This is a genomic window from Pseudomonas sp. FG-3G, from assembly GCF_901007645.1.
Taxonomy (GTDB): Bacteria; Pseudomonadota; Gammaproteobacteria; order Pseudomonadales; family Pseudomonadaceae; genus Aquipseudomonas; species Aquipseudomonas rhizophila.
Window position 1 is genome coordinate 1 of the sequence record NZ_CAAKGZ010000023.1, and the last position, 21,257, is coordinate 21,257.

21 protein-coding genes and 1 pseudogene are annotated in these 21,257 nt (G+C 61.2%); 19 read left to right on the plus strand and 3 right to left on the minus strand.

Annotated features, from left to right (window positions below; translation table 11 throughout):
• The first annotated feature begins 121 nt into the window (after positions 1 to 121).
• The 9 genes from argS (at position 122) to PSEUDOMOFG3G_RS16255 (ending at position 10,769) form a co-directional block, all read left to right on the plus strand.
• Positions 122 to 1,858, plus strand: a complete 1,737-nt coding sequence (argS, locus tag PSEUDOMOFG3G_RS16215) for an arginine--tRNA ligase (protein ID WP_139048633.1) — start codon at positions 122 to 124, stop codon at positions 1,856 to 1,858.
• Position 1,859: 1 nt separating this feature from the next.
• Entirely contained in the window at positions 1,860 to 2,555 is a 696-nt protein-coding gene (locus PSEUDOMOFG3G_RS16220; RefSeq protein ID WP_047225975.1) for an SPOR domain-containing protein, read from the plus strand.
• A 284-nt stretch (positions 2,556 to 2,839) separates the two neighbouring features.
• Positions 2,840 to 3,370, plus strand: coding sequence for an ATP-dependent protease subunit HslV (gene hslV / locus PSEUDOMOFG3G_RS16225; protein WP_003186641.1), 531 nt, complete (start codon positions 2,840 to 2,842; stop codon positions 3,368 to 3,370).
• Between the two features lie 49 nt (positions 3,371 to 3,419).
• Positions 3,420 to 4,757 carry an ATP-dependent protease ATPase subunit HslU gene (gene hslU / locus PSEUDOMOFG3G_RS16230; RefSeq protein WP_047225976.1) on the plus strand — a complete coding sequence of 446 codons (1,338 nt, stop codon included), beginning with the start codon at positions 3,420 to 3,422 and terminating at the stop codon, positions 4,755 to 4,757.
• 87 nt (positions 4,758 to 4,844) lie between these two features.
• Positions 4,845 to 5,222: a gamma-butyrobetaine hydroxylase-like domain-containing protein gene (locus PSEUDOMOFG3G_RS16235; protein ID WP_047225977.1), complete on the plus strand. Its 378-nt coding sequence runs from the start codon at positions 4,845 to 4,847 to the stop codon at positions 5,220 to 5,222.
• A 275-nt stretch (positions 5,223 to 5,497) separates the two neighbouring features.
• The gene (phaC, locus tag PSEUDOMOFG3G_RS16240) at positions 5,498 to 7,177 is read left to right on the plus strand and encodes a class II poly(R)-hydroxyalkanoic acid synthase (RefSeq protein ID WP_047225978.1); all 1,680 of its coding nucleotides are present in this window, start codon (positions 5,498 to 5,500) and stop codon (positions 7,175 to 7,177) included.
• 258 nt (positions 7,178 to 7,435) lie between these two features.
• A complete protein-coding gene (phaZ, locus tag PSEUDOMOFG3G_RS16245; protein ID WP_047225979.1) occupies positions 7,436 to 8,293 on the plus strand; it encodes a poly(3-hydroxyalkanoate) depolymerase in 858 nt (285 codons plus the stop codon).
• A 112-nt stretch (positions 8,294 to 8,405) separates the two neighbouring features.
• Positions 8,406 to 10,088, plus strand: coding sequence for a class II poly(R)-hydroxyalkanoic acid synthase (phaC, locus tag PSEUDOMOFG3G_RS16250; protein ID WP_139048634.1), 1,683 nt, complete (start codon positions 8,406 to 8,408; stop codon positions 10,086 to 10,088).
• Between the two features lie 60 nt (positions 10,089 to 10,148).
• Entirely contained in the window at positions 10,149 to 10,769 is a 621-nt protein-coding gene (locus PSEUDOMOFG3G_RS16255) for a TetR/AcrR family transcriptional regulator (RefSeq protein WP_047225981.1), read from the plus strand.
• Between the two features lie 249 nt (positions 10,770 to 11,018).
• On the opposite strand, the gene PSEUDOMOFG3G_RS16260 is transcribed toward PSEUDOMOFG3G_RS16255, so the two are convergent.
• The 3 genes from PSEUDOMOFG3G_RS16260 to PSEUDOMOFG3G_RS16270 all read right to left on the minus strand — a co-directional run bounded on the left by PSEUDOMOFG3G_RS16260 (position 11,019) and on the right by PSEUDOMOFG3G_RS16270 (position 12,852).
• Positions 11,019 to 11,891: a phasin family protein gene (locus PSEUDOMOFG3G_RS16260; protein ID WP_076383008.1), complete on the minus strand. Its 873-nt coding sequence runs from the start codon at positions 11,889 to 11,891 to the stop codon at positions 11,019 to 11,021.
• A 10-nt stretch (positions 11,892 to 11,901) separates the two neighbouring features.
• A complete protein-coding gene (locus tag PSEUDOMOFG3G_RS16265) occupies positions 11,902 to 12,324 on the minus strand; it encodes a phasin family protein (protein ID WP_076383010.1) in 423 nt (140 codons plus the stop codon).
• A 252-nt stretch (positions 12,325 to 12,576) separates the two neighbouring features.
• Positions 12,577 to 12,852 carry a polyhydroxyalkanoic acid system family protein gene (locus tag PSEUDOMOFG3G_RS16270; protein WP_076383012.1) on the minus strand — a complete coding sequence of 92 codons (276 nt, stop codon included), beginning with the start codon at positions 12,850 to 12,852 and terminating at the stop codon, positions 12,577 to 12,579.
• A 155-nt stretch (positions 12,853 to 13,007) separates the two neighbouring features.
• On the opposite strand from PSEUDOMOFG3G_RS16270, the gene ubiE reads away from it, so the two are divergent.
• From ubiE to PSEUDOMOFG3G_RS16320, 10 genes and pseudogenes are all read left to right on the plus strand, one after another.
• Positions 13,008 to 13,778 (plus strand): bifunctional demethylmenaquinone methyltransferase/2-methoxy-6-polyprenyl-1,4-benzoquinol methylase UbiE, encoded by a 771-nt coding sequence (ubiE, locus tag PSEUDOMOFG3G_RS16275; protein ID WP_047225985.1) that lies wholly within the window; start codon positions 13,008 to 13,010, stop codon positions 13,776 to 13,778.
• A pseudogene (locus PSEUDOMOFG3G_RS16280) lies at positions 13,778 to 14,402 on the plus strand (SCP2 domain-containing protein). Before ubiE ends, PSEUDOMOFG3G_RS16280 begins: the two are co-directional and overlap by 1 nt.
• A complete protein-coding gene (ubiB, locus tag PSEUDOMOFG3G_RS16285; protein WP_139048635.1) occupies positions 14,399 to 16,003 on the plus strand; it encodes a ubiquinone biosynthesis regulatory protein kinase UbiB in 1,605 nt (534 codons plus the stop codon). Before PSEUDOMOFG3G_RS16280 ends, ubiB begins: the two are co-directional and overlap by 4 nt.
• A 130-nt stretch (positions 16,004 to 16,133) precedes the next feature.
• Complete coding sequence (gene hisI, locus PSEUDOMOFG3G_RS16290; protein WP_003196931.1) at positions 16,134 to 16,532, plus strand: phosphoribosyl-AMP cyclohydrolase; 399 nt, start codon at positions 16,134 to 16,136, stop codon at positions 16,530 to 16,532.
• Positions 16,525 to 16,857, plus strand: coding sequence for a phosphoribosyl-ATP diphosphatase (locus tag PSEUDOMOFG3G_RS16295; protein ID WP_003186671.1), 333 nt, complete (start codon positions 16,525 to 16,527; stop codon positions 16,855 to 16,857). The genes hisI and PSEUDOMOFG3G_RS16295 overlap by 8 nt, the downstream gene beginning before the upstream one ends.
• Positions 16,858 to 16,881: 24 nt before the next feature.
• On the plus strand, positions 16,882 to 17,169 hold the full coding sequence (locus PSEUDOMOFG3G_RS16300; protein WP_047225988.1) for a twin-arginine translocase TatA/TatE family subunit: 288 nt from the start codon (positions 16,882 to 16,884) through the stop codon (positions 17,167 to 17,169).
• A gap of 10 nt (positions 17,170 to 17,179) precedes the next feature.
• On the plus strand, positions 17,180 to 17,599 hold the full coding sequence (tatB, locus tag PSEUDOMOFG3G_RS16305) for a Sec-independent protein translocase protein TatB (protein ID WP_047225989.1): 420 nt from the start codon (positions 17,180 to 17,182) through the stop codon (positions 17,597 to 17,599).
• Positions 17,596 to 18,390, plus strand: a complete 795-nt coding sequence (gene tatC, locus PSEUDOMOFG3G_RS16310) for a twin-arginine translocase subunit TatC (protein ID WP_076383016.1) — start codon at positions 17,596 to 17,598, stop codon at positions 18,388 to 18,390. The genes tatB and tatC overlap by 4 nt, the downstream gene beginning before the upstream one ends.
• Entirely contained in the window at positions 18,387 to 19,094 is a 708-nt protein-coding gene (locus PSEUDOMOFG3G_RS16315) for a 16S rRNA (uracil(1498)-N(3))-methyltransferase (protein WP_139048636.1), read from the plus strand. The genes tatC and PSEUDOMOFG3G_RS16315 overlap by 4 nt, the downstream gene beginning before the upstream one ends.
• Before the next feature lie 134 nt (positions 19,095 to 19,228).
• Complete coding sequence (locus PSEUDOMOFG3G_RS16320) at positions 19,229 to 21,136, plus strand: methyl-accepting chemotaxis protein (protein WP_373685088.1); 1,908 nt, start codon at positions 19,229 to 19,231, stop codon at positions 21,134 to 21,136.
• The last annotated feature ends 121 nt before the right edge of the window (positions 21,137 to 21,257 follow it).

Sequence of the window (21,257 nt, forward strand, 5' to 3'; positions counted from 1 at the left end):
GCCACCACACATCCCCACCCGACCCGCTACAGTTGGCAAGCTTGCCTTCGCCACGGATAATGCCCAGTTTTTCCACCAGCGCATCGAAGCGCCGCCGCGCCTGCGGTTGAAAGAGAAGACCATGAAAGACACCATTCGCCAGCTCATCCAGCAAGCCATCGCCCAACTCGTCGCTGAAGGTGTGCTGCCAGAAGGCCTGTCGCCGGCGATTCAGGTCGAAAACACCCGTGACAAGACCCACGGCGATTTCGCCAGCAACATCGCGATGATGCTCGCCAAACCGGCCGGCATGAAACCGCGGGACCTGGCCGAAAAGATCATCGCCGCGCTGCCGGCTGACGAAAACGTCAGCAAGGCTGACATTGCCGGCCCAGGCTTCATCAATTTCTTCCAGAACACCCAGGCCCTGGCCTCACGCCTGGACGCGGCCCTGGCCGACGAACGCATCGGCGTGCGCAAGGCCGGTCCGCTGCAACGCACCGTGGTCGACCTTTCGGCCCCCAACCTCGCCAAGGAAATGCATGTCGGCCATCTGCGCTCGACCATCATTGGTGACGGCGTGGCCCGGGTACTGGAGTTTCTCGGCGACACGGTGATCCGCCAGAACCACGTCGGCGACTGGGGCACCCAGTTCGGCATGCTGATGGCCTACCTGCAGGAAAACCCGATCACCAGCGATGAACTCTCGGACCTGGAGAACTTCTACCGCGCCGCCAAGCAACGCTTCGACGAGTCGCCCGAGTTCGCCGACCGTGCCCGCGGCCTGGTGGTCAAGCTGCAGGCCGGCGATGCCGAGTGCCTGGCGCTGTGGACCAAGTTCAAGGACATCTCCCTGTCCCACTGCCAGAAAATCTACGAACTGCTGAACGTCAAATTGACCATGGCTGACGTGATGGGCGAAAGCGCCTACAACGACGACCTGATCAACGTGGTCAACGACCTGAAAGCCAAGGGCATGCTGGTGGAAAGCAACGGCGCCCAGTGCGTATTCCTCGAGCAGTTCAAGACCGCTGACGGTGAGCCGCTGCCGGTGATCATCGTCAAGGCTGACGGCGGCTACCTCTACGCCACCACCGACCTGGCGGCCGTGCGCTACCGCAACAACGTGCTCAAGGCCGATCGAGTGCTGTATTTCGTCGACCAGCGCCAGGCCCTGCACTTCCAGCAAGTGTTCGAAGTCGCACGCCAGGCCGGTTTCGTGACCCGTCCGATGGAGATGGAACACATGGGCTTCGGCACCATGAACGGCGCCGACGGCCGTCCGTTCAAGACCCGCGACGGTGGCACGGTCAAGCTCATCGACCTGCTGAGCGAAGCCCAGGATCGCGCCTACACCCTGGTCAAGGGCAAGAACCCGGACCTGGCCGAAGACGAACTGCGCCAGATCGCCAAGGTCGTGGGCATCGACGCGGTGAAATACGCCGACCTGTCCAAGCACCGCACCAGCGACTACAGCTTCAACTTCGACCTGATGCTCAACTTCGAAGGCAATACCGCGCCCTACCTGCTGTACGCCTACACCCGCGTGGCCGGTGTGTTCCGCAAGCTCGGCAAGAACTTCGATGAGGTCGACGGCCGGATTGTGCTTCAAGCCCCTCACGAACAGGAGCTGGCGGCGAAACTGGCGCAGTTCGGTGAAGTGCTGAACAACGTCGCAGACAAAGGCACCCCACACACCCTGTGCGCGTACCTGTACGATGTGGCCGGTCTGTTCTCCAGCTTCTACGAGAACTGCCCGATCCTCAACGCCGAAACGCCAGAGCAAATGCAGAGTCGCCTGCGCCTCGCCGCACTGACCGGGCGCACCCTCAAGCAAGGTCTGGAACTGCTGGGCCTGGAAACGCTGGAGCGCATGTAAGTTGGCCGCCAAGAAAAAACCTGCACCCAAACGCGGCGCCAGTCGTTACCAGCCCCCAGCCAAACAGCCGATTCCCGGCTGGTTGTGGATGGCTATCGGCCTGACCGTCGGCGCTTTCATTGTGTTTCTGATGAAGCTGGAGCCGGGCCAGGGCGATGACGTCAAGCGCGTGCGCCAAGAGCAACAGAAAGCGACGCGCATCGCCGAGGCCAACAAGACCCCGCCGAGCCCGACGCAACCGGTCAAGCCCAAGTACGACTTCTACACCCTGCTGCCGGAATCGGAAGTCATCGTGCCGCCCGATGCCGTGCCGGAGAAAACCCTGCCGACGCCACAGGTGCCCACCACGCCGGTAACTCCGGCCGAAGCGGCGAAGATCGACACCGCTCGCGCTCAGGCAGCCCTGGCCGGCATCACGCCGCCGCCGGCTCCGCCCGTGCAGAAAGCCGCTCCGGTGACGAAGTTCTTCCTGCAGGCCGGCTCGTTCCGCAAGGAAGCCGACGCCGACAAGGTACGCGCGCAGATCATTCTGCTGGGCCAGTCCGTGGCGGTGGAGTCCGGCACGGTGAAGGAAGAGACCTGGTATCGGGTGCTGGTCGGTCCGTTCAGCAACCGCGAAGAACTGACAAAAGCCCAAAAACAATTGGCCGGCAGCGGTTTCAGCAACCTGTTGTTACAACAGCGCCAGAGCCGCTGACTTCTGCTGAAAACACCCGGTGCGGCGGGGCTTTTGTGGCGAGGGAGCTTGCTCCCGCTGGGCTGCGTAGCAGCCCCAAAAGCTTGGGACCGCTGCGCGCTGGAGCGCCAGCCCGGTCCAGCGGGAGCAAGCTCCCTCGCCACAGTGAATGCCTTTGCCACAAACTTGATTGCCCCCCAGGACGCCACTCGTCCCCTCTCCCACCCCGCAGTTGAAAAAACCTACGCCACCCCCATATGAGTTCCATCCGGGCATTTTCGCCCCGCTGCGTGGAGACTCTTCCCTTGACCACCATCGTTTCAGTCCGCCGTCATGGCAAAGTCGTCATGGGCGGCGACGGCCAGGTTTCACTAGGCAACACCGTGATGAAAGGCAATGCGAAGAAAGTCCGCCGCCTGTACCACGGCCAGGTCATCGCCGGCTTCGCCGGGGCCACCGCCGATGCTTTCACCCTGTTTGAGCGTTTCGAAGGCCAGCTTGAGAAACATCAGGGCCACCTGGTGCGCGCCGCCGTGGAACTGGCCAAGGAATGGCGTACCGACCGCTCCCTGAGCCGCCTCGAAGCCATGCTCGCGGTCGCCAACAAGGACGCCTCGCTGATCATTACCGGTAACGGTGACGTCGTTGAACCCGAGGATGGCCTGATCGCCATGGGTTCCGGCGGCGCCTACGCCCAGGCCGCAGCCAGCGCCCTGTTGAAAAAGACCGATCTGTCGGCCCGCGAAATCGTCGAGACTGCCTTGGGCATCGCCGGCGACATCTGCGTCTTCACCAACCACACCCAGACCATTGAGGAGCAGGATCTCGCGGAATAAGCCTGGCCCTGTGCCACGGCTCATTCCTGCTTGAGGACCGCCAAATACTATGTCCATGACTCCCCGCGAAATCGTCCACGAACTCAACCGCCACATCATCGGCCAGGACGATGCCAAGCGCGCCGTCGCCATCGCCTTGCGTAACCGCTGGCGTCGGATGCAGCTGCCTGAAGAGCTGCGCGTCGAAGTGACCCCCAAGAACATCCTGATGATCGGCCCGACCGGTGTCGGTAAAACCGAAATCGCCCGTCGCCTGGCCAAACTGGCCAACGCGCCGTTCATCAAGGTCGAAGCCACCAAGTTCACCGAAGTCGGTTATGTCGGTCGCGACGTCGAATCGATCATCCGCGACCTGGCCGATGCCGCCATCAAGTTGCTGCGCGAACAGGAAATCACCAAGGTTCGTCACCGTGCCGAAGATGCTGCCGAAGAGCGCATCCTCGACGCGCTGCTGCCGCCAGCGCGCATGGGCTTCAACGCCGAATCCGCTGCGACCCAGGATTCCAACACTCGCCAGCTGTTCCGCAAGCGCCTGCGCGAAGGCCAGCTCGACGACAAGGAAATCGAGATCGAAGTGGCCGAAATGGCCGGCGTCGACATCTCCGCGCCGCCCGGCATGGAGGAAATGACCAATCAATTGCAAAGCCTGTTCGCCAACATGGGCAAGGGCAAGCGCAAGAACCGCAAGCTCAAGGTCAAGGAAGCGCTGAAACTGGTTCGCGATGAAGAAGCCAGTCGCCTGGTCAACGAAGAAGAGTTGAAGGCCAAGGCCCTGGAGGCCGTCGAGCAGCACGGCATTGTGTTCATCGACGAAATCGACAAGGTCGCCAAGCGCGGCAATGTCGGCGGCGCCGACGTGTCCCGCGAAGGCGTGCAACGCGACCTGCTGCCACTGATCGAAGGCTGCACGGTCAACACCAAGCTGGGCATGGTCAAGACCGACCACATCCTGTTCATCGCCTCCGGTGCGTTCCACCTGAGCAAGCCCAGCGACCTGGTGCCCGAGCTGCAAGGTCGCCTGCCGATCCGCGTCGAGCTCAAGGCCCTGACGCCGGAAGACTTCGAACGCATCCTGAGCGAACCCCACGCGTCCCTGACCGAACAGTATTGCGCCCTGCTCAAGACCGAAGGCCTGAACATCGAGTTCGCGCCGGAAGGCATCAAGCGCCTGGCGCAGATCGCCTGGCAGGTCAACGAGAAGACCGAGAACATCGGTGCCCGGCGCCTGCACACCCTGCTCGAACGCCTGCTCGAGGAAGTCTCGTTCAGTGCCGGCGACCTGGCCAGCGCCCATAACGAAGCGCCGATCCTCATCGATGCCGAGTACGTCAACAGCCACCTGGGTGAATTGGCAGAGAACGAAGACCTGTCGCGGTATATTCTCTAAGCCACAAGCCACAAGCCACAAGCTGCAAGCCTCAAGCTGGTCACCTCCAGCTTGTAGCTTGTAGCTTGTAACTTGTAAGCTGCCTCCATGACCAAACTCCCCAGCGCCATCAACCTGCACAAAGCCTCCAAGACCCTGACGCTCAAATACGCGCCGGACGAGGAGTATCACCTGCCCGCCGAATTCCTGCGGGTGCACTCGCCTTCCGCCGAGGTCCAGGGCCACGGCAAACCGATCCTGCAATACGGAAAAATCGGCGTCGGCCTGACCAAGGTCGAACCGGCCGGCCAGTACGCACTGAAATTGACCTTCGACGACGGTCACGACAGCGGACTGTTCACCTGGGACTACCTGTACCAGTTGGCGGTACGCCAGGAGGACCTGTGGAACGATTATCTTGCCGAACTCAAGGCGGCCGGAAAAACCCGCGACCCGAACGAGTCGGTCGTCAAGCTGATGCTCTAACTCAAGGGCTGGCGCTTTAGGGCGAATTTTCTAGACTCATCTGCTTGAATGCCCCCGCGGCAACGTCAATGACTGGCCTGCTTGCGAAAAAAATTAAACTCGGGTAACCAATGGAGCTGGCAAGTTCCCTGCAAAGGAATCGGCGAATTCCTTGCACATGTTTCCTCATTGCCTCGATGCGGAATTAATGGTCACCCGAGCAGCGTACCTGGCATTGGCTATGGGCTTTCTGGCATGGCCCAGGTACTCGTCTGAAGGACAATGGAGCGTCGTAGATGAGCAACAAGAACAACGATGACCTGAAGTACCAAGCCTCGGAAAATACCCTGGGGTTGAATCCTGTCGTCGGCTTGCGCAGAAAAGATCTGCTGGCCTCTGCCCGAATGGTGCTGACCCAGGCCATCAAACAACCGCTGCACAGCGTCAAGCACGTCGCCCATTTCGGCGTCGAACTCAAGAACGTCCTGTTCGGCAGATCCGAGCTGCAACCTGCGGGCGATGACCGTCGCTTCAACGACCCGGCCTGGAGCCAGAACCCGCTCTACAAACGCTATCTGCAAACCTACCTGGCGTGGCGCAAGGAGCTGCACGCCTGGATCGACGAGAGCAACCTTTCGCCCCAGGACATCAGCCGCGGGCACTTCGTGATCAACCTGATGACCGAGGCCATGGCCCCGACCAATTCGGCAGCCAACCCGGCGGCGGTCAAACGCTTTTTCGAAACCGGCGGCAAGAGCCTGCTGGACGGCCTTTCGCACCTGGCCAAGGACCTGGTGCACAACGGCGGGATGCCGAGCCAGGTCGACATGGGCGCATTCGAAGTCGGCAAGAGCCTGGGCGTGACGGAAGGCGCCGTGGTGTTTCGCAACGACGTGCTGGAGTTGATCCAGTACCGCCCCATCACCGAACAGGTCCACGAGCGCCCACTGCTGGTGGTGCCGCCGCAGATCAACAAGTTCTACGTCTTCGACCTGAGCCCGGACAAGAGCCTGGCGCGCTTCTGCCTGCGCAGCAATGTGCAGACGTTCATTGTCAGCTGGCGCAACCCCACCAAGGAGCAGCGCGAGTGGGGCCTGTCGACCTACATCGAGGCACTCAAGGAAGCGGTGGACGTGGTCACGGCCATCACCGGCAGCAAGGATGTGAACATGCTCGGAGCCTGCTCGGGCGGCATCACTTGCACCGCGCTGCTGGGGCATTACGCCGCTCTGGGCGAGAAGAAGGTCAACGCCCTGACCCTGCTGGTGAGCGTGCTCGACACCACCCTGGACACCGACGTGGCGCTGTTCGTCGACGAGCAGACCCTGGAGGCGGCCAAGCGTCACTCCTATCAAGCCGGCGTGCTTGAAGGTCGCGACATGGCCAAGGTCTTCGCCTGGATGCGTCCCAACGATCTGATCTGGAACTACTGGGTCAACAACTATCTGCTGGGCAACGAGCCGCCGGTGTTCGACATTCTGTTCTGGAACAACGACACCACCCGGCTGCCGGCGGCATTCCATGGCGACCTCATCGAGATGTTCAAGAACAACCCGCTGATCCGGCCCAATGCACTGGAAGTGTGCGGCACACCGATCGACCTCAAGCAGGTCACCGCCGACATCTTCTCCCTGGCCGGCACCAACGACCACATCACCCCTTGGAAGTCCTGCTACAAATCCGCACAGCTATTTGGCGGCAAGGTGGAATTCGTGCTGTCGAGCAGCGGTCACATCCAAAGCATCCTCAACCCACCAGGTAACCCCAAGTCGCGCTACATGACCAGCGAGGACATGCCGGCCAAGGCCGAGGACTGGCAGGAGAACTCCACCAAGCACACCGATTCCTGGTGGCTGCATTGGCAGGCGTGGCAGGCAGAACGCTCGGGCAAACTGAAAAAGGCACCCACGGTGCTGGGCAACAAGACTTATCCGGCGGGAGAAGCGGCGCCGGGCACGTATGTGCATGAGCGGTAACTGGTGCAACTCGTCTGTTGCAGCCGTGAGGTTACTCACGAAAGCATGTCAACAGCCGACATTAATGCAAGGCCCACGCCGCTGGTGAACGCAAACTTGCGTTAACAGCAGATCCAATGTGGGAGCGAGCCCGCTCGCGATAGCGGTGCGTCAGGCAACAGTGATGTTGAATGCAACGGCCTTATCGCGAGCAGGCTCGCTCCCACAGGGATCGGGGGAAAAATGAAAGACAGCGACCCAACCCACAGGGCTTGAAGCATGCCGCAACCGTACATCTTCCGTACCGTCGATCTGGATGGCCAGACCTTGCGCACCGCGGTACGCCCCGGCAAGCCTCATTTGACGCCCCTGCTGATTTTCAACGGCATCGGCGCCAACCTTGAGCTGGTGTTCCCGTTCATCCAGGCCCTGGACCCGGACCTGGAAGTCATCGCCTTTGACGTTCCCGGCGTCGGCGGCTCGTCGACGCCCAGCCGGCCGTATCGCTTTCCCGGCCTGGCAAAACTCACCGCGCGGATGCTCGATTACCTCGATTACGGACAGGTCAACGTGATCGGCGTGTCCTGGGGCGGCGCCCTGGCCCAGCAATTTGCCCATGACTACCCTGAGCGCTGCAAAAAGCTGGTGCTGGCGGCCACCGCCGCTGGCGCAGTGATGGTGCCGGGCAAACCGAAAGTGCTGTGGATGATGGCCAGCCCCCGGCGCTACGTGCAACCGTCCCACGTTATGCGTATCGCCCCACTGATCTACGGCGGCTCGTTCCGCCGCGACCCCAGCCTGGCGGCCAGTCATGCGGCCAAGGTGCGTTCGGCCGGCAAGCTGGGTTATTACTGGCAACTGTTCGCCGGCCTGGGCTGGACCAGCATCCACTGGCTGCACAAGATCCACCAGCCGACCCTGGTGCTGGCCGGCGACGACGATCCACTGATCCCGTTGATCAACATGCGCATGCTGGCCTGGCGCATCCCCAACGCCCAGCTGCACATCATCGACGACGGCCATCTGTTCCTGATTACCCGGGCCGAGGCTGTGGCGCCGATCATCATGAAGTTTCTGGAGGAAGAACGTCAGCGCGCGGTCATGCACCCGCATCCCGCGCCGCTGGGTGGCGGCTGACACCGCCCAAAAGCGCCTGGCAGGACGCCGGATCGCGCAACTACCCGGAACAGCGACTATGTTGTCTGGTTCGGTGTGTTTGTTTTTAGCCTGATGACGAAGGAGTTGACTCATGCGCGACAAACCGGCGAAGGGTTCCATGCCCGCCCCTGCCAACTTCATCAACGCACAAAGTGCGGTCACCGGCCTGCGGGGCCGGGACCTGCTTTCCACCTTGCGCAGTGTTGCCGTACACGGCTTGCGCAACCCAGTGCACAGCGCCCGGCATGCGTTGAAGTTGGGCAGCCAGTTGGGCCGCGTGCTGCTAGGGGAAACCCTGCACCCCACCAACCCCAACGACAAGCGTTTCGCCGATCCCACCTGGGAGCTCAATCCGTTCTACCGTCGCAGCCTGCAGGCCTACCTGAGCTGGCAGAAACAGATGAAGAGCTGGATCGACGAATGCGACATGAGCCCCGATGACCGTGCCCGGGCTCACTTCGCTTTCGCCCTGCTCAATGATGCCGTATCGCCTTCCAATACCTTGCTCAACCCGCTGGCGGTCAAGGAGCTGTTCAATTCCGGCGGTACCAGCCTGATTCGTGGCATCAGCCACTTGGTGGACGACCTGCTGCACAATGACGGGCTGCCGCGGCAAGTCACACCTCATGCCTTCGAAGTCGGCAAGACCCTGGCGACCACACCGGGGGCGGTGGTGTTTCGCAACGAAATGCTCGAGCTGATCCAGTACAAGTCCATGAGCGAAAAGCAATACGCCAAGCCGTTGCTGATCGTGCCGCCGCAGATCAACAAGTTCTACATCTTCGACCTGAGCCCTTCCAACAGCTTCGCCCAGTACGCCCTGAAAAACGGTTTGCAGGTGTTCATCATCAGTTGGCGCAACCCCGATGTACGTCACCGCGAATGGGGCTTGTCCAGCTATGTCGAGGCGACGGAAGAAGCCATGAATGTCTGCCGGGCGATCACCGGCGCTCGTGAGGTCAACCTGATGGGCGCCTGCGCCGGCGGCATGACCATCGCCGCCCTGCAAGGCCATCTGCAAGCCAAGCGCCAACTGCGCCGGGTCGCCAGCGCCACTTACCTGGTGAGCCTGCTGGACAGCCAGATGGAGAGCCCGGCCACGCTGTTCATTGACGAGCAGACCCTGGAAGCCGCCAAGCGCCGTTCCTATCAGAAAGGCATCCTCGATGGCCGCGACATGGCCCGGGTGTTTGCCTGGATGCGTCCCAATGACCTGATCTGGACTTATTTCATCAACAACTACCTCCTGGGCAAGGAGCCGCCGGCGTTCGACATCCTCTACTGGAACAACGACTGCACCCGACTGCCGGCGGCCTACCATGGCGACCTACTGGACTTCTTCAAGCACAATCCCTTGACCCACCCCGGCGGCCTGGAAGTGTGCGGCACACCGATCGACCTGCAAAAAGTGACGGTGGACAGCTTCAGCGTGGCGGGCATCAATGACCACATCACGCCATGGGACGCGGTCTATCGCTCAACGCTGTTGCTCGGTGGCGAGCGGCGCTTCGTGCTGTCCAACAGCGGTCACGTCCAAAGCATTCTCAACCCGCCGGGCAACCCCAAGGCCAACTACGTCGAAAACCCGAAACTGAGCAGCGACCCGCGAGCCTGGTATTACGACGCCAAGCACATCGAGGGCAGTTGGTGGACCCAGTGGCTGGGTTGGGTCCAGGAACGCTCCGGCGCCCAACACGAAACACAGATGACCCTGGGCAACGCGAACTACCCGCCCCTGGAAGCGGCGCCGGGAACCTATGTGCGCGTGCGCTAAGGGCTCACTCCACGGCCAGACACTGGGCCGTGGCACGATTTCCATCACTAAGAAGACCGGATGAAAACCCGCGACCGCATTCTTGAATGCGCCCTGCAGTTGTTCAATGAGAAGGGCGAACCGAACGTTTCCACCATGGAAGTCGCCAACGAAATAGGCATCAGCCCAGGCAATCTCTATTACCACTTTCATGGCAAGGAGCCCCTGATCCTCGGGTTGTTCGAGCGCTTCCAGGGCGAACTGGCACCGCTGCTGGACCCACCGGCAGATGTACAACTGGCGCCGGAAGATTATTGGCTGTTCCTGCACCTGATCGTCGAACGGCTGGCTCAATACCGGTTTCTGTTCCAGGACCTGTCGAACCTGGCCGGACGCCTGCCAAAACTGGCCAAGGGCATCCGCCAGTTGCTCAACGCCCTGAAACGCACCCTGGCCTCGCTGCTGGCGCAACTCAAGGCCCAGGGGATGCTGGTCAGCGATACCCAGGCATTGGGGCAACTGGTGGAACAGATCACCATGACCTTACTGTTCTCGCTGGACTATCAGCGAATCCTCGATCGCGAGGGTGAGGTTCGACTGGTGGTCTATCAGGTCATGATGCTGGTAGCGCCGCATCTGCCGCCGGCGGCAAAGGTTGCCACCGAGCAACTGGCGTTGCGGTACCTGGAAGAGCACGACTAACGACCAGCAGAGGAAGATCCCTTGTGGGAGCGAGCCTGCTCGCGATGGCGGACGCACATCCAACATCAATGTGGCTGACACACCGCTATCGCGAGCAGGCTCGCTCCCACATTGTTTTCTGGGTGATTTCAATACTTGCATCACCACCAGCCCCCTCTGGGAGCAAGCCCGCTTCTGCGGTGCATTCAAATGCATACGCATAAAAAAACCCGACCTTCACAGGCCGGGCGTTTTTGTTTGCCCTGGATATCAGGACTGGGTGGTAGGCGTCGATGGAGCCGGCGCAGCGGTCGGGGTAACCGCCGGAGTCGGAGCCGAAGCGGAGTTCGCGGGGCTCGTCGGGGCGGCCGGTTTGGCGGCAGCAGTCGGCGCCTTCGGTGCGGCAGCTTTTGGCGCGGCCGGTTTTTTCACCGCAGGCTTTTTCGCCGCAGCGGGTTTGGCCGCCGCTTTTGCCGCAGGCTTGGCAGCCGGTTTGGCGGCCGCGGTTTTGGCAGCCGGCTTGGCCGCTGCTTTGGTCGCGGGTTTGGCTGCTACCGGCTTGGCCGCTGCCTTGGCGGCAGGTTTGGCGGCTGCGGTTTTCGCCGCCGGCTTGGCCGCTGCTTTTGCCGCAGGCTTAGCGACGGCTTTCGCCGCGGCCTTGACCAATGGCTTGGCTGCCGTCTTGGTGGCAGGTTTGGCTGCCGCAGTCTTGGCCGCCACTGGCGCGACCTTGGCGCCGGTGAGTTTTTCGATCTGCTTGGTCAGGGTGTCGACCTTGCTGTGCAGCGCCTTGACTTCATTGCGGCTCGGCACGCCCAGCCGAGAGATCGCGCTGTTCAGGCGCTTGTCGAAAGCCCCTTCCAGTTCGTCCCACTTGCCCAGTGCGCGATCCTTCACACCGCCGATTCGCGACTTGGCGGACTCGACGGAGTCCTTGGTGGCATCGACTTGTTTGCCGACCGCCGTCTTGGTGAGTTTTTCGGCCTTCTCGCCGTCCTTAACCAGGGACTCGAAGAGTTTGCTGCCGTCAGTGTCAATCTTCGAGTACACGCCTAAACCAGCAAGCCAGATTTTGCGGGAGTATTTTTCAATCTTCCCGGCCCACGAGCTGCCTTCTTTTTCGGTGATTTTTTTGCCAGCCATCCCGTTCTCCTTAATGTTTACGCGCGACACGTTCAAGCAATGCCGTCAGCTCATCGAGCTTAGCAGAGAGTGTCTCAACGTCATGTTTAGACGGAATGCCGATACGATTCAAGGCACTTGCAACACGGGCGTCGAATACCTTCTCGACTTTATCGAGTTGTACTTCAACCCGGGCCTTGAACGTGTTGACGTCAGTCTTGGCTTCAATCAGTTCGCTGTTGGCCGCCTCGAGTTTTCCGGCAATGTTTTTTTTGCCTTTGGTTTCAACAACTTCACCGGCTTTTACCAACTCCTGGAAGTACTCGCTGCCTTCCTGGCCGACCTTGGTGTAGGCGCCCAGGCCCGCCAGCCAGATCTTGCGCGCGTACGTTTTCACGTCGCTGAGCGTGGAAGATTCAACGTCGGTTTTTTTCTTCAAAATAACTTTGGCCATGGTGCACCTCACTCGATAACAGGTTTGAGGAACTGCCCGTACACGGTCGGGCTCAGGCACAAAGTAGTGACAATAATTAGAAACGGCACCCTAACTACTGCCACAGAATCCGAGGTGATGACTTCCCCTGTGGGAGCGAGCCTGCTCGCGATGGCGATAGACCGGCAACATTGATGTTGAATGACACGCCGCTATCGCGAGCAGGCTCGCTCCCACAGGTGAATGAGTGATGAACTTGAGTCATCTCTTCAATCAAGCCAATGCTTTATCCAACGCCTTTTCAATTTCCGTCTTGATCGTGCCGCTCATGGCCGACATCAACATGCCCAGTTCGACATCGACACGGATCGAGTCCTCGCCCACATGCACCTCGCCTTTGACCCCGGAGCGCTTGAGCTTCAGCGTGTCGCCCGACCACTGCGGCTCCAGGCCATAGCTGTCGGACAGTTTCTGCGCCAACTGGTCGGCTTTCGCGCGGGCCGCTTCCTTGCCCAGGCCATGGGCACGCTCAACTGTTATACGGGCCATCTGATGACTCCTGTTTTATCGGGACTTGCCTGCACGTTTCTGACCCTGGCTGCGTCAAAACGTCCCGGCGGTCGCTCATCTTACCTTCAGGCTTGCCAAGACAAAGCCCTCCACCGGGATTAGAATGTCCCGCATTCTTTTTTGGTGACAGCGATATGACTGATCAGCGCAAAGGCAGCGATGCCGAACCCACCACTCACTTCGGCTTCAAGAACGTGCCGGAAAGCCAGAAGGCGGAAAAAGTCGCTGAGGTTTTCCACTCGGTAGCCGCCAAATATGACTTGATGAACGATCTGCTCTCGGGTGGCATGCACCGTCTGTGGAAGCGTTTCGCGATCGAACTGTCGGGTGTGCGCAGCGGCAATCGGGTGCTGGACATCGCCGGCGGCACCGGCGACCTGACGAAGAAGTTCTCTCACATTGTCGGGCCGACCGGTCAGGTGGTGCTCGCTGACATCAACGAGTCCATGCTCAAGGTCGGTCGTGACCGCCTGCTGGACCTGGGTGTGGCCGGCAATGTCGAGTTCGTCCAGGCCGACGCCGAGAAGCTGCCCTTCCCTGACAACCATTTCGATTGCGTCACCATCGCCTTCGGCCTGCGCAACGTCACCCACAAGGAAGACGCCCTGCGCTCGATGCTACGAGTCCTCAAACCCGGCGGCCGTCTGCTGGTACTGGAATTCTCCAAGCCGACCAACGCGCTGATGTCCAAGGCCTACGACGCCTACTCGTTCGCCTTCATGCCACTGATGGGCAAGCTGATCACCAACGACTCGGAAAGCTATCGCTACCTGGCCGAATCGATCCGCATGCACCCGGATCAGGAAACCCTGAAGTCGATGATGGTCGAGGCCGGTTTCGACCGCGTGACCTACCACAACATGACCTCGGGCATCGTGGCCCTGCACCGCGGTATCAAGCCCTGATGCTGCTCACCGGCCTGCTCGCCAGCGTCGAACTCGGCGTCAATCGCGTCCTGCGCCTGGACAGTACGGCGCTGGCGCGCCTGGCGCACTTGAGCGGCAAGGTGATTGCGGTGGATTGCCGCAGCCCGGCGTTGCGGCTGTTCATCCTGCCCAGCGACGAAGGCCTGATGCTCGCCGCACACTGGGAAGCCGAGGCCCACTGCACCCTGCGCGCCCCGGCATCGAGCCTGGTGAACCTGGCCCTGAGCAAGGACAAGACCGCCGTGCTGCATGGCCCTGAGGTGGAACTGGACGGCGACAGCGGCGTGCTGCTGGAACTGGCGGCGATTCTCCAGGACCTGGAGCTGGACTGGGAATATGAAGTATCCCGCTGGCTCGGGCCGGTGGCCACTCAGCTACTCAGTGGCCATCTGCGCAGCCGCACTCGCTGGTATCGCCAAGGCTTCGCCAGCCTGGGGCAGAATCTGAGTGAATACCTGGCCGAGGAATCGCGTACTCTCGTAGGCCAACGCGAAGCCGACGCCCGCTTTAATGAACTGGACCAGATCAAACTTGACCTGGAACGTCTCGAGGCGCGTTTCGAGCGCCTTTCCCGCTCCCTTGAAACCAAGCGATAACGCATGAAGCTGCTTGCCGTCCGCCGTTTGTTGCGCATCCAGCGCGTCGTGATCCGCTATCGCCTCGATGACCTGCTGTTCGCCCTGCCGCTGCCCTGGTTTTTGCTGGCGCTGCGCTTCGTGCTGCCGTGGCGCTGGTTTCCCCGGCGAACGCTGGACCTGAGTCGCGGCGCACGCCTGCGCCTGGCCTTGCAGGACCTGGGACCGATCTTCATCAAGTTCGGGCAGATCCTCTCGACTCGTCGCGACCTGTTGCCCGAAGACATCGCCGATGAATTGATGATGCTTCAAGACCGCGTGCCGCCGTTCGATTCAAAGGTGTCGGTGGCCCTGATTGAAGAACAACTGGGCAAGAAGATCAGCGAAGTGTTCAGCCGTTTCGACGTCGAGCCGTTGGCCTCGGCCTCCGTGGCCCAGGTTCACGCTGCGCAGCTCAAGAGCGGCGAAGAAGTGGTGGTGAAAGTTATCCGCCCGGGTCTCAAGCCGATCATTGCCCAGGACCTGGCGTGGCTGTTCATTCTCGCCCGGGCCGCCGAGCGGCTGTCGGCCGATGCGCGCCTGTTGCACCCGGTTGACGTGGTCCTGGATTACGAAAAAACCATTTACGACGAACTCGATCTGCTGCGCGAAGCCGCCAACGCCAGCCAACTGCGCCGTAACTTCGAAGGCTCGCCGCTGCTCTACGTGCCGCAAGTCTATTGGGACTGGTGCCGTCCGAAAGTGTTGGTGATGGAGCGTATCTACGGCATCCAGGTGACCGACCTGGAAACCCTGGCCGACCAGCGCACCGACATGAAACTGCTGGCCGAACGCGGCGTGGAGATTTTCTTCACCCAAGTGTTCCGCGACAGCTTCTTCCACGCCGACATGCACCCGGGCAACATCTTCGTCAGCACCGTGCAACCGTGGAGCCCGCAGTACATTGCCATCGACTGCGGCATCGTCGGCAGCCTGACTCCCGAAGACCAGGACTATCTGGCCCGCAACCTGTTCGCCTTCTTCAAGCGCGACTACCGCCGCGTCGCGCAACTGCACATCGACTCCGGCTGGGTGCCGGCCGAGACCAAACTCAACGAATTCGAAGCGGCGATCCGCACGGTATGCGAACCGATCTTCGAAAAACCGTTAAAAGATATTTCATTCGGCCAGGTGCTGATGCGCCTGTTCCAGACCGCGCGTCGCTTCAATATGGAGGTTCAGCCGCAGTTGGTACTGTTGCAGAAAACCTTGCTGAACATCGAAGGCCTCGGTCGCCAGCTATACCCGGACCTGGACCTGTGGAACACCGCCCAGCCGTTCCTCGAACGCTGGATGCGCGAGCGTGTGAGCCCCAAAACCTTGCTGGGCAACGTGCAGAGCCAGTTCGAGCAGCTCCCGCACCTGGCCAACATGACCCGCGACCTGCTCGAACGCATGTCCCAACCCCACGCCCACGATCCCGCGCCGCCGTGGAAAGAACGCGGGGACGACTGGTTCATGCGCCTGCTCGGCGCCGCTCACCTGGGTGGCGGTGCAGTACTGGCGAGCGGGGGCCCGTTGAGTCAGCTGGGCCACTGGCCCGCCGGCATCATGGTCATCGTTGGTTTGTATCTGGTCGTTCGTCGATAGCAGGAATCAGCTGCAAGCGATAAGCTGCAAGCCGCAAGTTCATGGGTTGAACCTATCAACGCAACACAACACAGTATTGCTTTTACTTGCAGCTTGAAGCTCAAAGCTTGCCGCTGCCCCAGGACCCAAGATGAAAAACTGGCAGGACGAGATCAAATGGGACGCTGACGGCCTGGTGCCGGCCATCGCCCAGGATCACAAGACCGGGCGCGTGCTGATGATGGCCTGGATGAACCGTGAAGCGCTGGCCCTGACCGCCGCCGAGAACCGCGCCATCTATTGGTCACGTTCGCGTGGCAAGCTGTGGCGCAAGGGTGAAGAATCCGGGCACGTGCAGCACCTGCACGAGATGCGCCTGGACTGCGACGGCGACGTCATCATCCTGATGGTCGAGCAGGTCGGTGAGATCGCCTGCCACACCGGCCGTCAAAGCTGCTTCTATCGCGTCTTCGAGAACGGCGACTGGAAAACCGTCGACCCGGTGCTCAAGGACCCGCACGCCATTTATTCAGGACATACCCATGAGTGACACCCTGACCCGCCTGGCCCAGGTGCTGGAAGAGCGCAAAGGCGCAGCGGCCGACAGTTCCTATGTCGCCAGTCTGTACCACAAGGGTTTGAACAAGATTCTGGAAAAGGTCGGTGAAGAGTCGGTCGAGACCATCATCGCCGCCAAGGACGCCGCCATCAGCGGCGACTGCAGTGACGTGATCTACGAGACCGCCGACCTGTGGTTCCATAGCCTGGTCATGCTTGCCCAACTGGGGCAGCACCCGCAGGCTGTACTGGATGAACTGGACCGTCGTTTCGGTCTGTCCGGGCACGTCGAGAAAGCCTCGCGTCCGTCCGCCTGATCAACTTACGAGAGGAATAGCCACATGGGTATTTTTGACTGGAAACACTGGGTCGTCATTCTGGTGGTCGTGGTACTGGTGTTCGGCACCAAGAAACTCAAGAACCTGGGCACTGACGTTGGCGAGTCGATCAAGGGCTTTCGCAAGGCCATGAACGACGACGAAAAACCGGCCGACCCGGCAGCGACGCCCGCTCAACCAGCGCAGCCGAGCCAACCGGTTCACCCACAGGCCACTCAACCTGTGAATGCCCCGCACACCATCGATGTGCAGGCACAGAAAGTCGAAGAGCCGGCCCGCAAAGACTCGTGAGCACTGACTAATGTTTGGGATCAGCTTCACTGAACTGCTGCTCGTCGGCCTCGTCGCCCTGCTGGTACTGGGCCCCGAGCGGCTGCCGGGCGCTGCGCGCACCGCAGGTCTATGGATCGGGCGGCTCAAGCGCAGCTTCAATGCGATCAAACAGGAAGTTGAACGTGAAATCGGGGCCGACGACATTCGTCGGCAACTGCACAACGAACACATTCTGTCTTTGGAGCAGGAAGCGCGGAAAATCTTCACCCCGACCCAGCAGGAGCCGACACCGGTTCAGCCAGCGGTCGAGCCGACGATTGCCCCCCAGGCGCCGGTGGATGACACGCCGCCTGTAGCAGCCGCGCCCGCGAACCCCGTGGAGCCCGCCCCGACAGTGGCGGCACCAGCCGTTCCTAACGACCCTACTTTGCCGCCGCGAGCCCCATGAGCGATATTCCTGAAAACGACCAGCCGATGCCGCTGGTATCGCACCTCACCGAGTTGCGCACCCGCCTGTTGCGTTGCGTGGCGGCGATTTTCGTCATCTTCGCCGGACTGTTTGCCTTCACCCAACAGATCTACACCTTCGTTTCCACACCGCTGCGCCAGTACCTGCCGGAAGGCGCGACGATGATCGCCACCGACGTGTCGTCACCGTTCCTGACGCCGCTCAAGCTGACGATGATGGTCTCGTTGTTCCTGGCGATCCCGGTGATCCTGCACCAGATCTGGGGCTTCATCGCGCCAGGCCTGTACAAGCATGAAAAACGCGTTGCCGTGCCGCTGCTGGTGTCCAGCATTCTGCTGTTCTATACCGGCATGGCCTTCGCCTACTTCTTCGTATTCCCGTTGATCTTCAAGTTCTTTGCCGCCGCCACTCCCGCGGGCGTGGAAATGATGACCGACATCACCAGCTACCTGGATTTCGTCATGACGCTGTTCTTCGCCTTCGGCGTGGCGTTCGAAATCCCAGTAGCCGTGGTACTGCTGGTGTGGATCGGCGTGGTCGACGTTGCGTACCTGAAGAAAATTCGTCCGTACGTGATCATCGGCTGCTTCGTGGTCGGCATGATCCTGACCCCGCCGGACATCTTCTCCCAGACCCTGCTCGCCGTGCCGATGTGGCTGCTGTTCGAGATCGGCATCCTGTTCGGCGGTCTGGTGCGCAAGCGCCGGGAAGAAGCAGACGATCAGCCGGTCGACGACCATAACGACCAGCCGCCAGCGACCCAAGCGTGAACCTGCTGCTGCTTGAAGAGGCCGACTTCATCGGGCCTGACCGCGTCGTGCTGAGCGATCGCCGCTTGACCCACATGCAGCAAGTGCACCGTAGCGCCGTCGGTGACAGCCTGCGGGTCGGGCGTATCGGCGGGTTGATGGGCACGGCCCAGGTGCTGCGCCTGGAAGCCCATGAAGCCGAACTGCAAGTGACACTCGACCAACCTGCACCGGTCAAGCTGCCACTGACACTGGTGCTGGCCCTGCCTCGACCGAAAATGCTCCGGCGAGTGTTCCAGACCATCGCCAGCATGGGCGTGCCGCGCGTGGTACTGGTCAACAGTTACCGCGTGGAAAAGAGCTTCTGGCAGACCCCGTTCCTGGAGCCCGAGGCCATTCGCGAACAACTGATCCTTGGCCTGGAGCAGGCGCGCGACAGCGTGCTGCCAGAGATCATCATCGAAAAGCGCTTCAAACCCTTCGTTGAAGACCGCCTGCCGGCCATGGCGGACGGCACCCGCGGTCTGGTCGGCCATCCGGGGAACTACCCCCCCTGCCCTCGCGCGCTGGACGAACCCGTGACCCTGGCCATCGGCCCCGAAGGCGGCTGGATTCCTTACGAAATCGACCTGCTGGCCAAGGCCGGACTGCAACCGGTACAACTGGGCGAACGCATCCTGCGCGTCGAAACCGCCGTTACCGCGCTGCTCGCACGGTTGTTCTGAACCCCTGTCGCTTGCCCGTTTTTTGTGGCGAGCACCAGGATCCTCAGTTCATTTCTACAGATCCCTCCCGCCCCGCCGATACAGCTCCCATAAAACCAATTCAGTGCAGCAAGGGAGAAATCAGCATGTTCCGAATGCTTACCCAGAGTCTGGGAAACGTAAGCGTCAATCGCAAACTCGGCTTCGGCTTCGGTCTGGTGCTATTTCTAACCTTGATGATCGCTTTCACCGGCTGGAGCGGCCTGGGCAATGTCATCAGCCGTGGCGACAAGCTGGGCTACATTTCCAGCCTGAACGAGTTGAGCAAGGACCTGCGCCTGGCACGCCTGGACTACTACACCACACGGGGTGAAAACGGTCCGCAGGCAGTCAACGATCTGCTTGCCAAACTCGAGACCGGCCTGACCGCTGCCCGCCAGATGATCGAGCAACCGGCCGACGTGGCACTGATCGACAAACAACTGGCCGCTGTGGCCGAGTACAAAAGCGCCTTCGCCGAGATGGCCAGCGCCACCGTCAGCCGCGAAGATGCCCGCAGCAAACTCGGCGCCAGTGCCGACAACGCCGTGGCCCGCGTCGCCGAGGTTGAAAAAGCGATGCTAGAAAGCGAGAACATCGCCCAGTTCAACAACGTGGTATCCCTGAGCAAGGCAATCCAGCAAGCGCGTTATCAGGTTCGCGGCTACACCTACAGCGGTAAGAACGAAGCCCAGCAACCGGCCCTTGACGCCATTACCGATGCCCTCAAACTTCTCGCACGCCTACCGGCGCAGTTGCCTGAGGAGCACTCCGCCAACCTGCAGCAAGCCAGCGATTCGATCAACGCCTACCGTGCGGCGGTCAGTCAGTTTCGCGATTCCCAACTGGATACAGCCGCGGCGCTCAAGCGCATGACCGAGCAAGGCGAAGTATTGCTTGAGTCCAGCAAAAGCCTGACCGTGTCCCAGACTGCCGTGCGCGACCACGACGCCGCCCAGGCCAAGACCGTCCTGGTATCGGCTGCCGTGCTGGCCATGTTGTTCGGCGTGATCGCAGCATTGGTCATCACCCGGCAGATCGTCGGCCCGCTGGACCAGACCCTCAAAGTCGCCGAGCGCATTGCCGCGGGCGACCTGACCCACAACCTCACCTCCGAGCGCCGCGACGAACTGGGCCAATTGCAGCGCGCCATGCAGAGCATGACCGTGGGCCTGCGGCAATTGATCGGCGGCATCAGCGACGGCGTGACGCAAATCGCCAGCGCCGCCGAACAACTCTCGGCCGTGACCGAACAGACCAGCGCCGGGGTCAACAGCCAGAAAGTGGAAACCGACCAGGTCGCCACCGCCATGCACGAAATGACCGCCACAGTGCAAGAAGTGGCGCGCAATGCCGAGGAAGCTTCCGAAGCGGCCGTCGCGGCTGACCAGCAGGCACGCGAGGGTGAAAAAGTGGTCGGCGAAGCCATCGCCCAGATCGAACGCCTGGCCCTCGAAGTGGGTAACTCCACCACAGCCATGGGCGACCTCAAGCGGGAAAGCGACAAGATCGGCAGCGTACTGGACGTGATCAAGTCCGTAGCCCAGCAAACCAACCTGCTGGCCCTCAACGCGGCCATCGAAGCGGCCCGTGCGGGCGAAGCCGGACGTGGTTTTGCGGTGGTGGCTGACGAGGTCCGCAGCCTGGCCCAGCGCACTCAGAAGTCCACTGAAGAAATCGAAGAACTGATCGTCGGCCTGCAGTCGGGCACCGAGCAGGTCGCGACCATCATGGACAACAGCCGCACTCTGACCGACAACAGCGTCGAACTGACCCGCCGCGCCGGTGGATCCCTGGAAAACATCACCCGCACGGTCTCGGCCATTCAGTCGATGAACCAGCAGATCGCCGCTGCGGCCGAGCAGCAGAGTGCCGTGGCCGAAGAGATCAACCGCAGTGTGCTGAATGTGCGCGATGTGTCGGAGCAAACTGCGTCGTCCAGTGAAGAGACGGCCGCTTCGAGCGCTGAATTGGCGCGGTTGGGGGTTCATTTGCAGACGTTGGTGGGGCGGTTCCGGGTTTGACCCGGTGTGGTGTTAGGGTTGTGTGAATATCCGTTTCTTTGGTAACGGCGGCTTATGGTTCCGCCCTTACGGCGGGTCATTTTTGAAGAGCGCAAAAGTGACCCGCCGTAAGGGCGGAACC

What these genes read in the sequence shown, in the direction of transcription:
- PSEUDOMOFG3G_RS16235 (WP_047225977.1), top strand. Translation starts at nt 4,845, where the DNA reads ATGACCAAACTCCCCAGCGCCATCAACCTGCACAAAGCCTCCAAGACC.
- ubiE (WP_047225985.1), top strand. Translation starts at nt 13,008, where the DNA reads ATGACTGATCAGCGCAAAGGCAGCGATGCCGAACCCACCACTCACTTC.
- phaC (WP_047225978.1), top strand. Translation starts at nt 5,498, where the DNA reads ATGAGCAACAAGAACAACGATGACCTGAAGTACCAAGCCTCGGAAAAT.
- phaZ (WP_047225979.1), top strand. Translation starts at nt 7,436, where the DNA reads ATGCCGCAACCGTACATCTTCCGTACCGTCGATCTGGATGGCCAGACC.
- hslU (WP_047225976.1), top strand. Translation starts at nt 3,420, where the DNA reads ATGTCCATGACTCCCCGCGAAATCGTCCACGAACTCAACCGCCACATC.
- PSEUDOMOFG3G_RS16270 (WP_076383012.1), bottom strand. Translation starts at nt 12,852, where the DNA reads ATGGCCCGTATAACAGTTGAGCGTGCCCATGGCCTGGGCAAGGAAGCG.
- PSEUDOMOFG3G_RS16295 (WP_003186671.1), top strand. Translation starts at nt 16,525, where the DNA reads ATGAGTGACACCCTGACCCGCCTGGCCCAGGTGCTGGAAGAGCGCAAA.
- PSEUDOMOFG3G_RS16320 (WP_373685088.1), top strand. Translation starts at nt 19,229, where the DNA reads ATGCTTACCCAGAGTCTGGGAAACGTAAGCGTCAATCGCAAACTCGGC.
- argS (WP_139048633.1), top strand. Translation starts at nt 122, where the DNA reads ATGAAAGACACCATTCGCCAGCTCATCCAGCAAGCCATCGCCCAACTC.
- ubiB (WP_139048635.1), top strand. Translation starts at nt 14,399, where the DNA reads ATGAAGCTGCTTGCCGTCCGCCGTTTGTTGCGCATCCAGCGCGTCGTG.
- PSEUDOMOFG3G_RS16265 (WP_076383010.1), bottom strand. Translation starts at nt 12,324, where the DNA reads ATGGCCAAAGTTATTTTGAAGAAAAAAACCGACGTTGAATCTTCCACG.
- PSEUDOMOFG3G_RS16300 (WP_047225988.1), top strand. Translation starts at nt 16,882, where the DNA reads ATGGGTATTTTTGACTGGAAACACTGGGTCGTCATTCTGGTGGTCGTG.
- PSEUDOMOFG3G_RS16255 (WP_047225981.1), top strand. Translation starts at nt 10,149, where the DNA reads ATGAAAACCCGCGACCGCATTCTTGAATGCGCCCTGCAGTTGTTCAAT.
- tatC (WP_076383016.1), top strand. Translation starts at nt 17,596, where the DNA reads ATGAGCGATATTCCTGAAAACGACCAGCCGATGCCGCTGGTATCGCAC.
- PSEUDOMOFG3G_RS16260 (WP_076383008.1), bottom strand. Translation starts at nt 11,891, where the DNA reads ATGGCTGGCAAAAAAATCACCGAAAAAGAAGGCAGCTCGTGGGCCGGG.
- phaC (WP_139048634.1), top strand. Translation starts at nt 8,406, where the DNA reads ATGCGCGACAAACCGGCGAAGGGTTCCATGCCCGCCCCTGCCAACTTC.
- hisI (WP_003196931.1), top strand. Translation starts at nt 16,134, where the DNA reads ATGAAAAACTGGCAGGACGAGATCAAATGGGACGCTGACGGCCTGGTG.
- tatB (WP_047225989.1), top strand. Translation starts at nt 17,180, where the DNA reads ATGTTTGGGATCAGCTTCACTGAACTGCTGCTCGTCGGCCTCGTCGCC.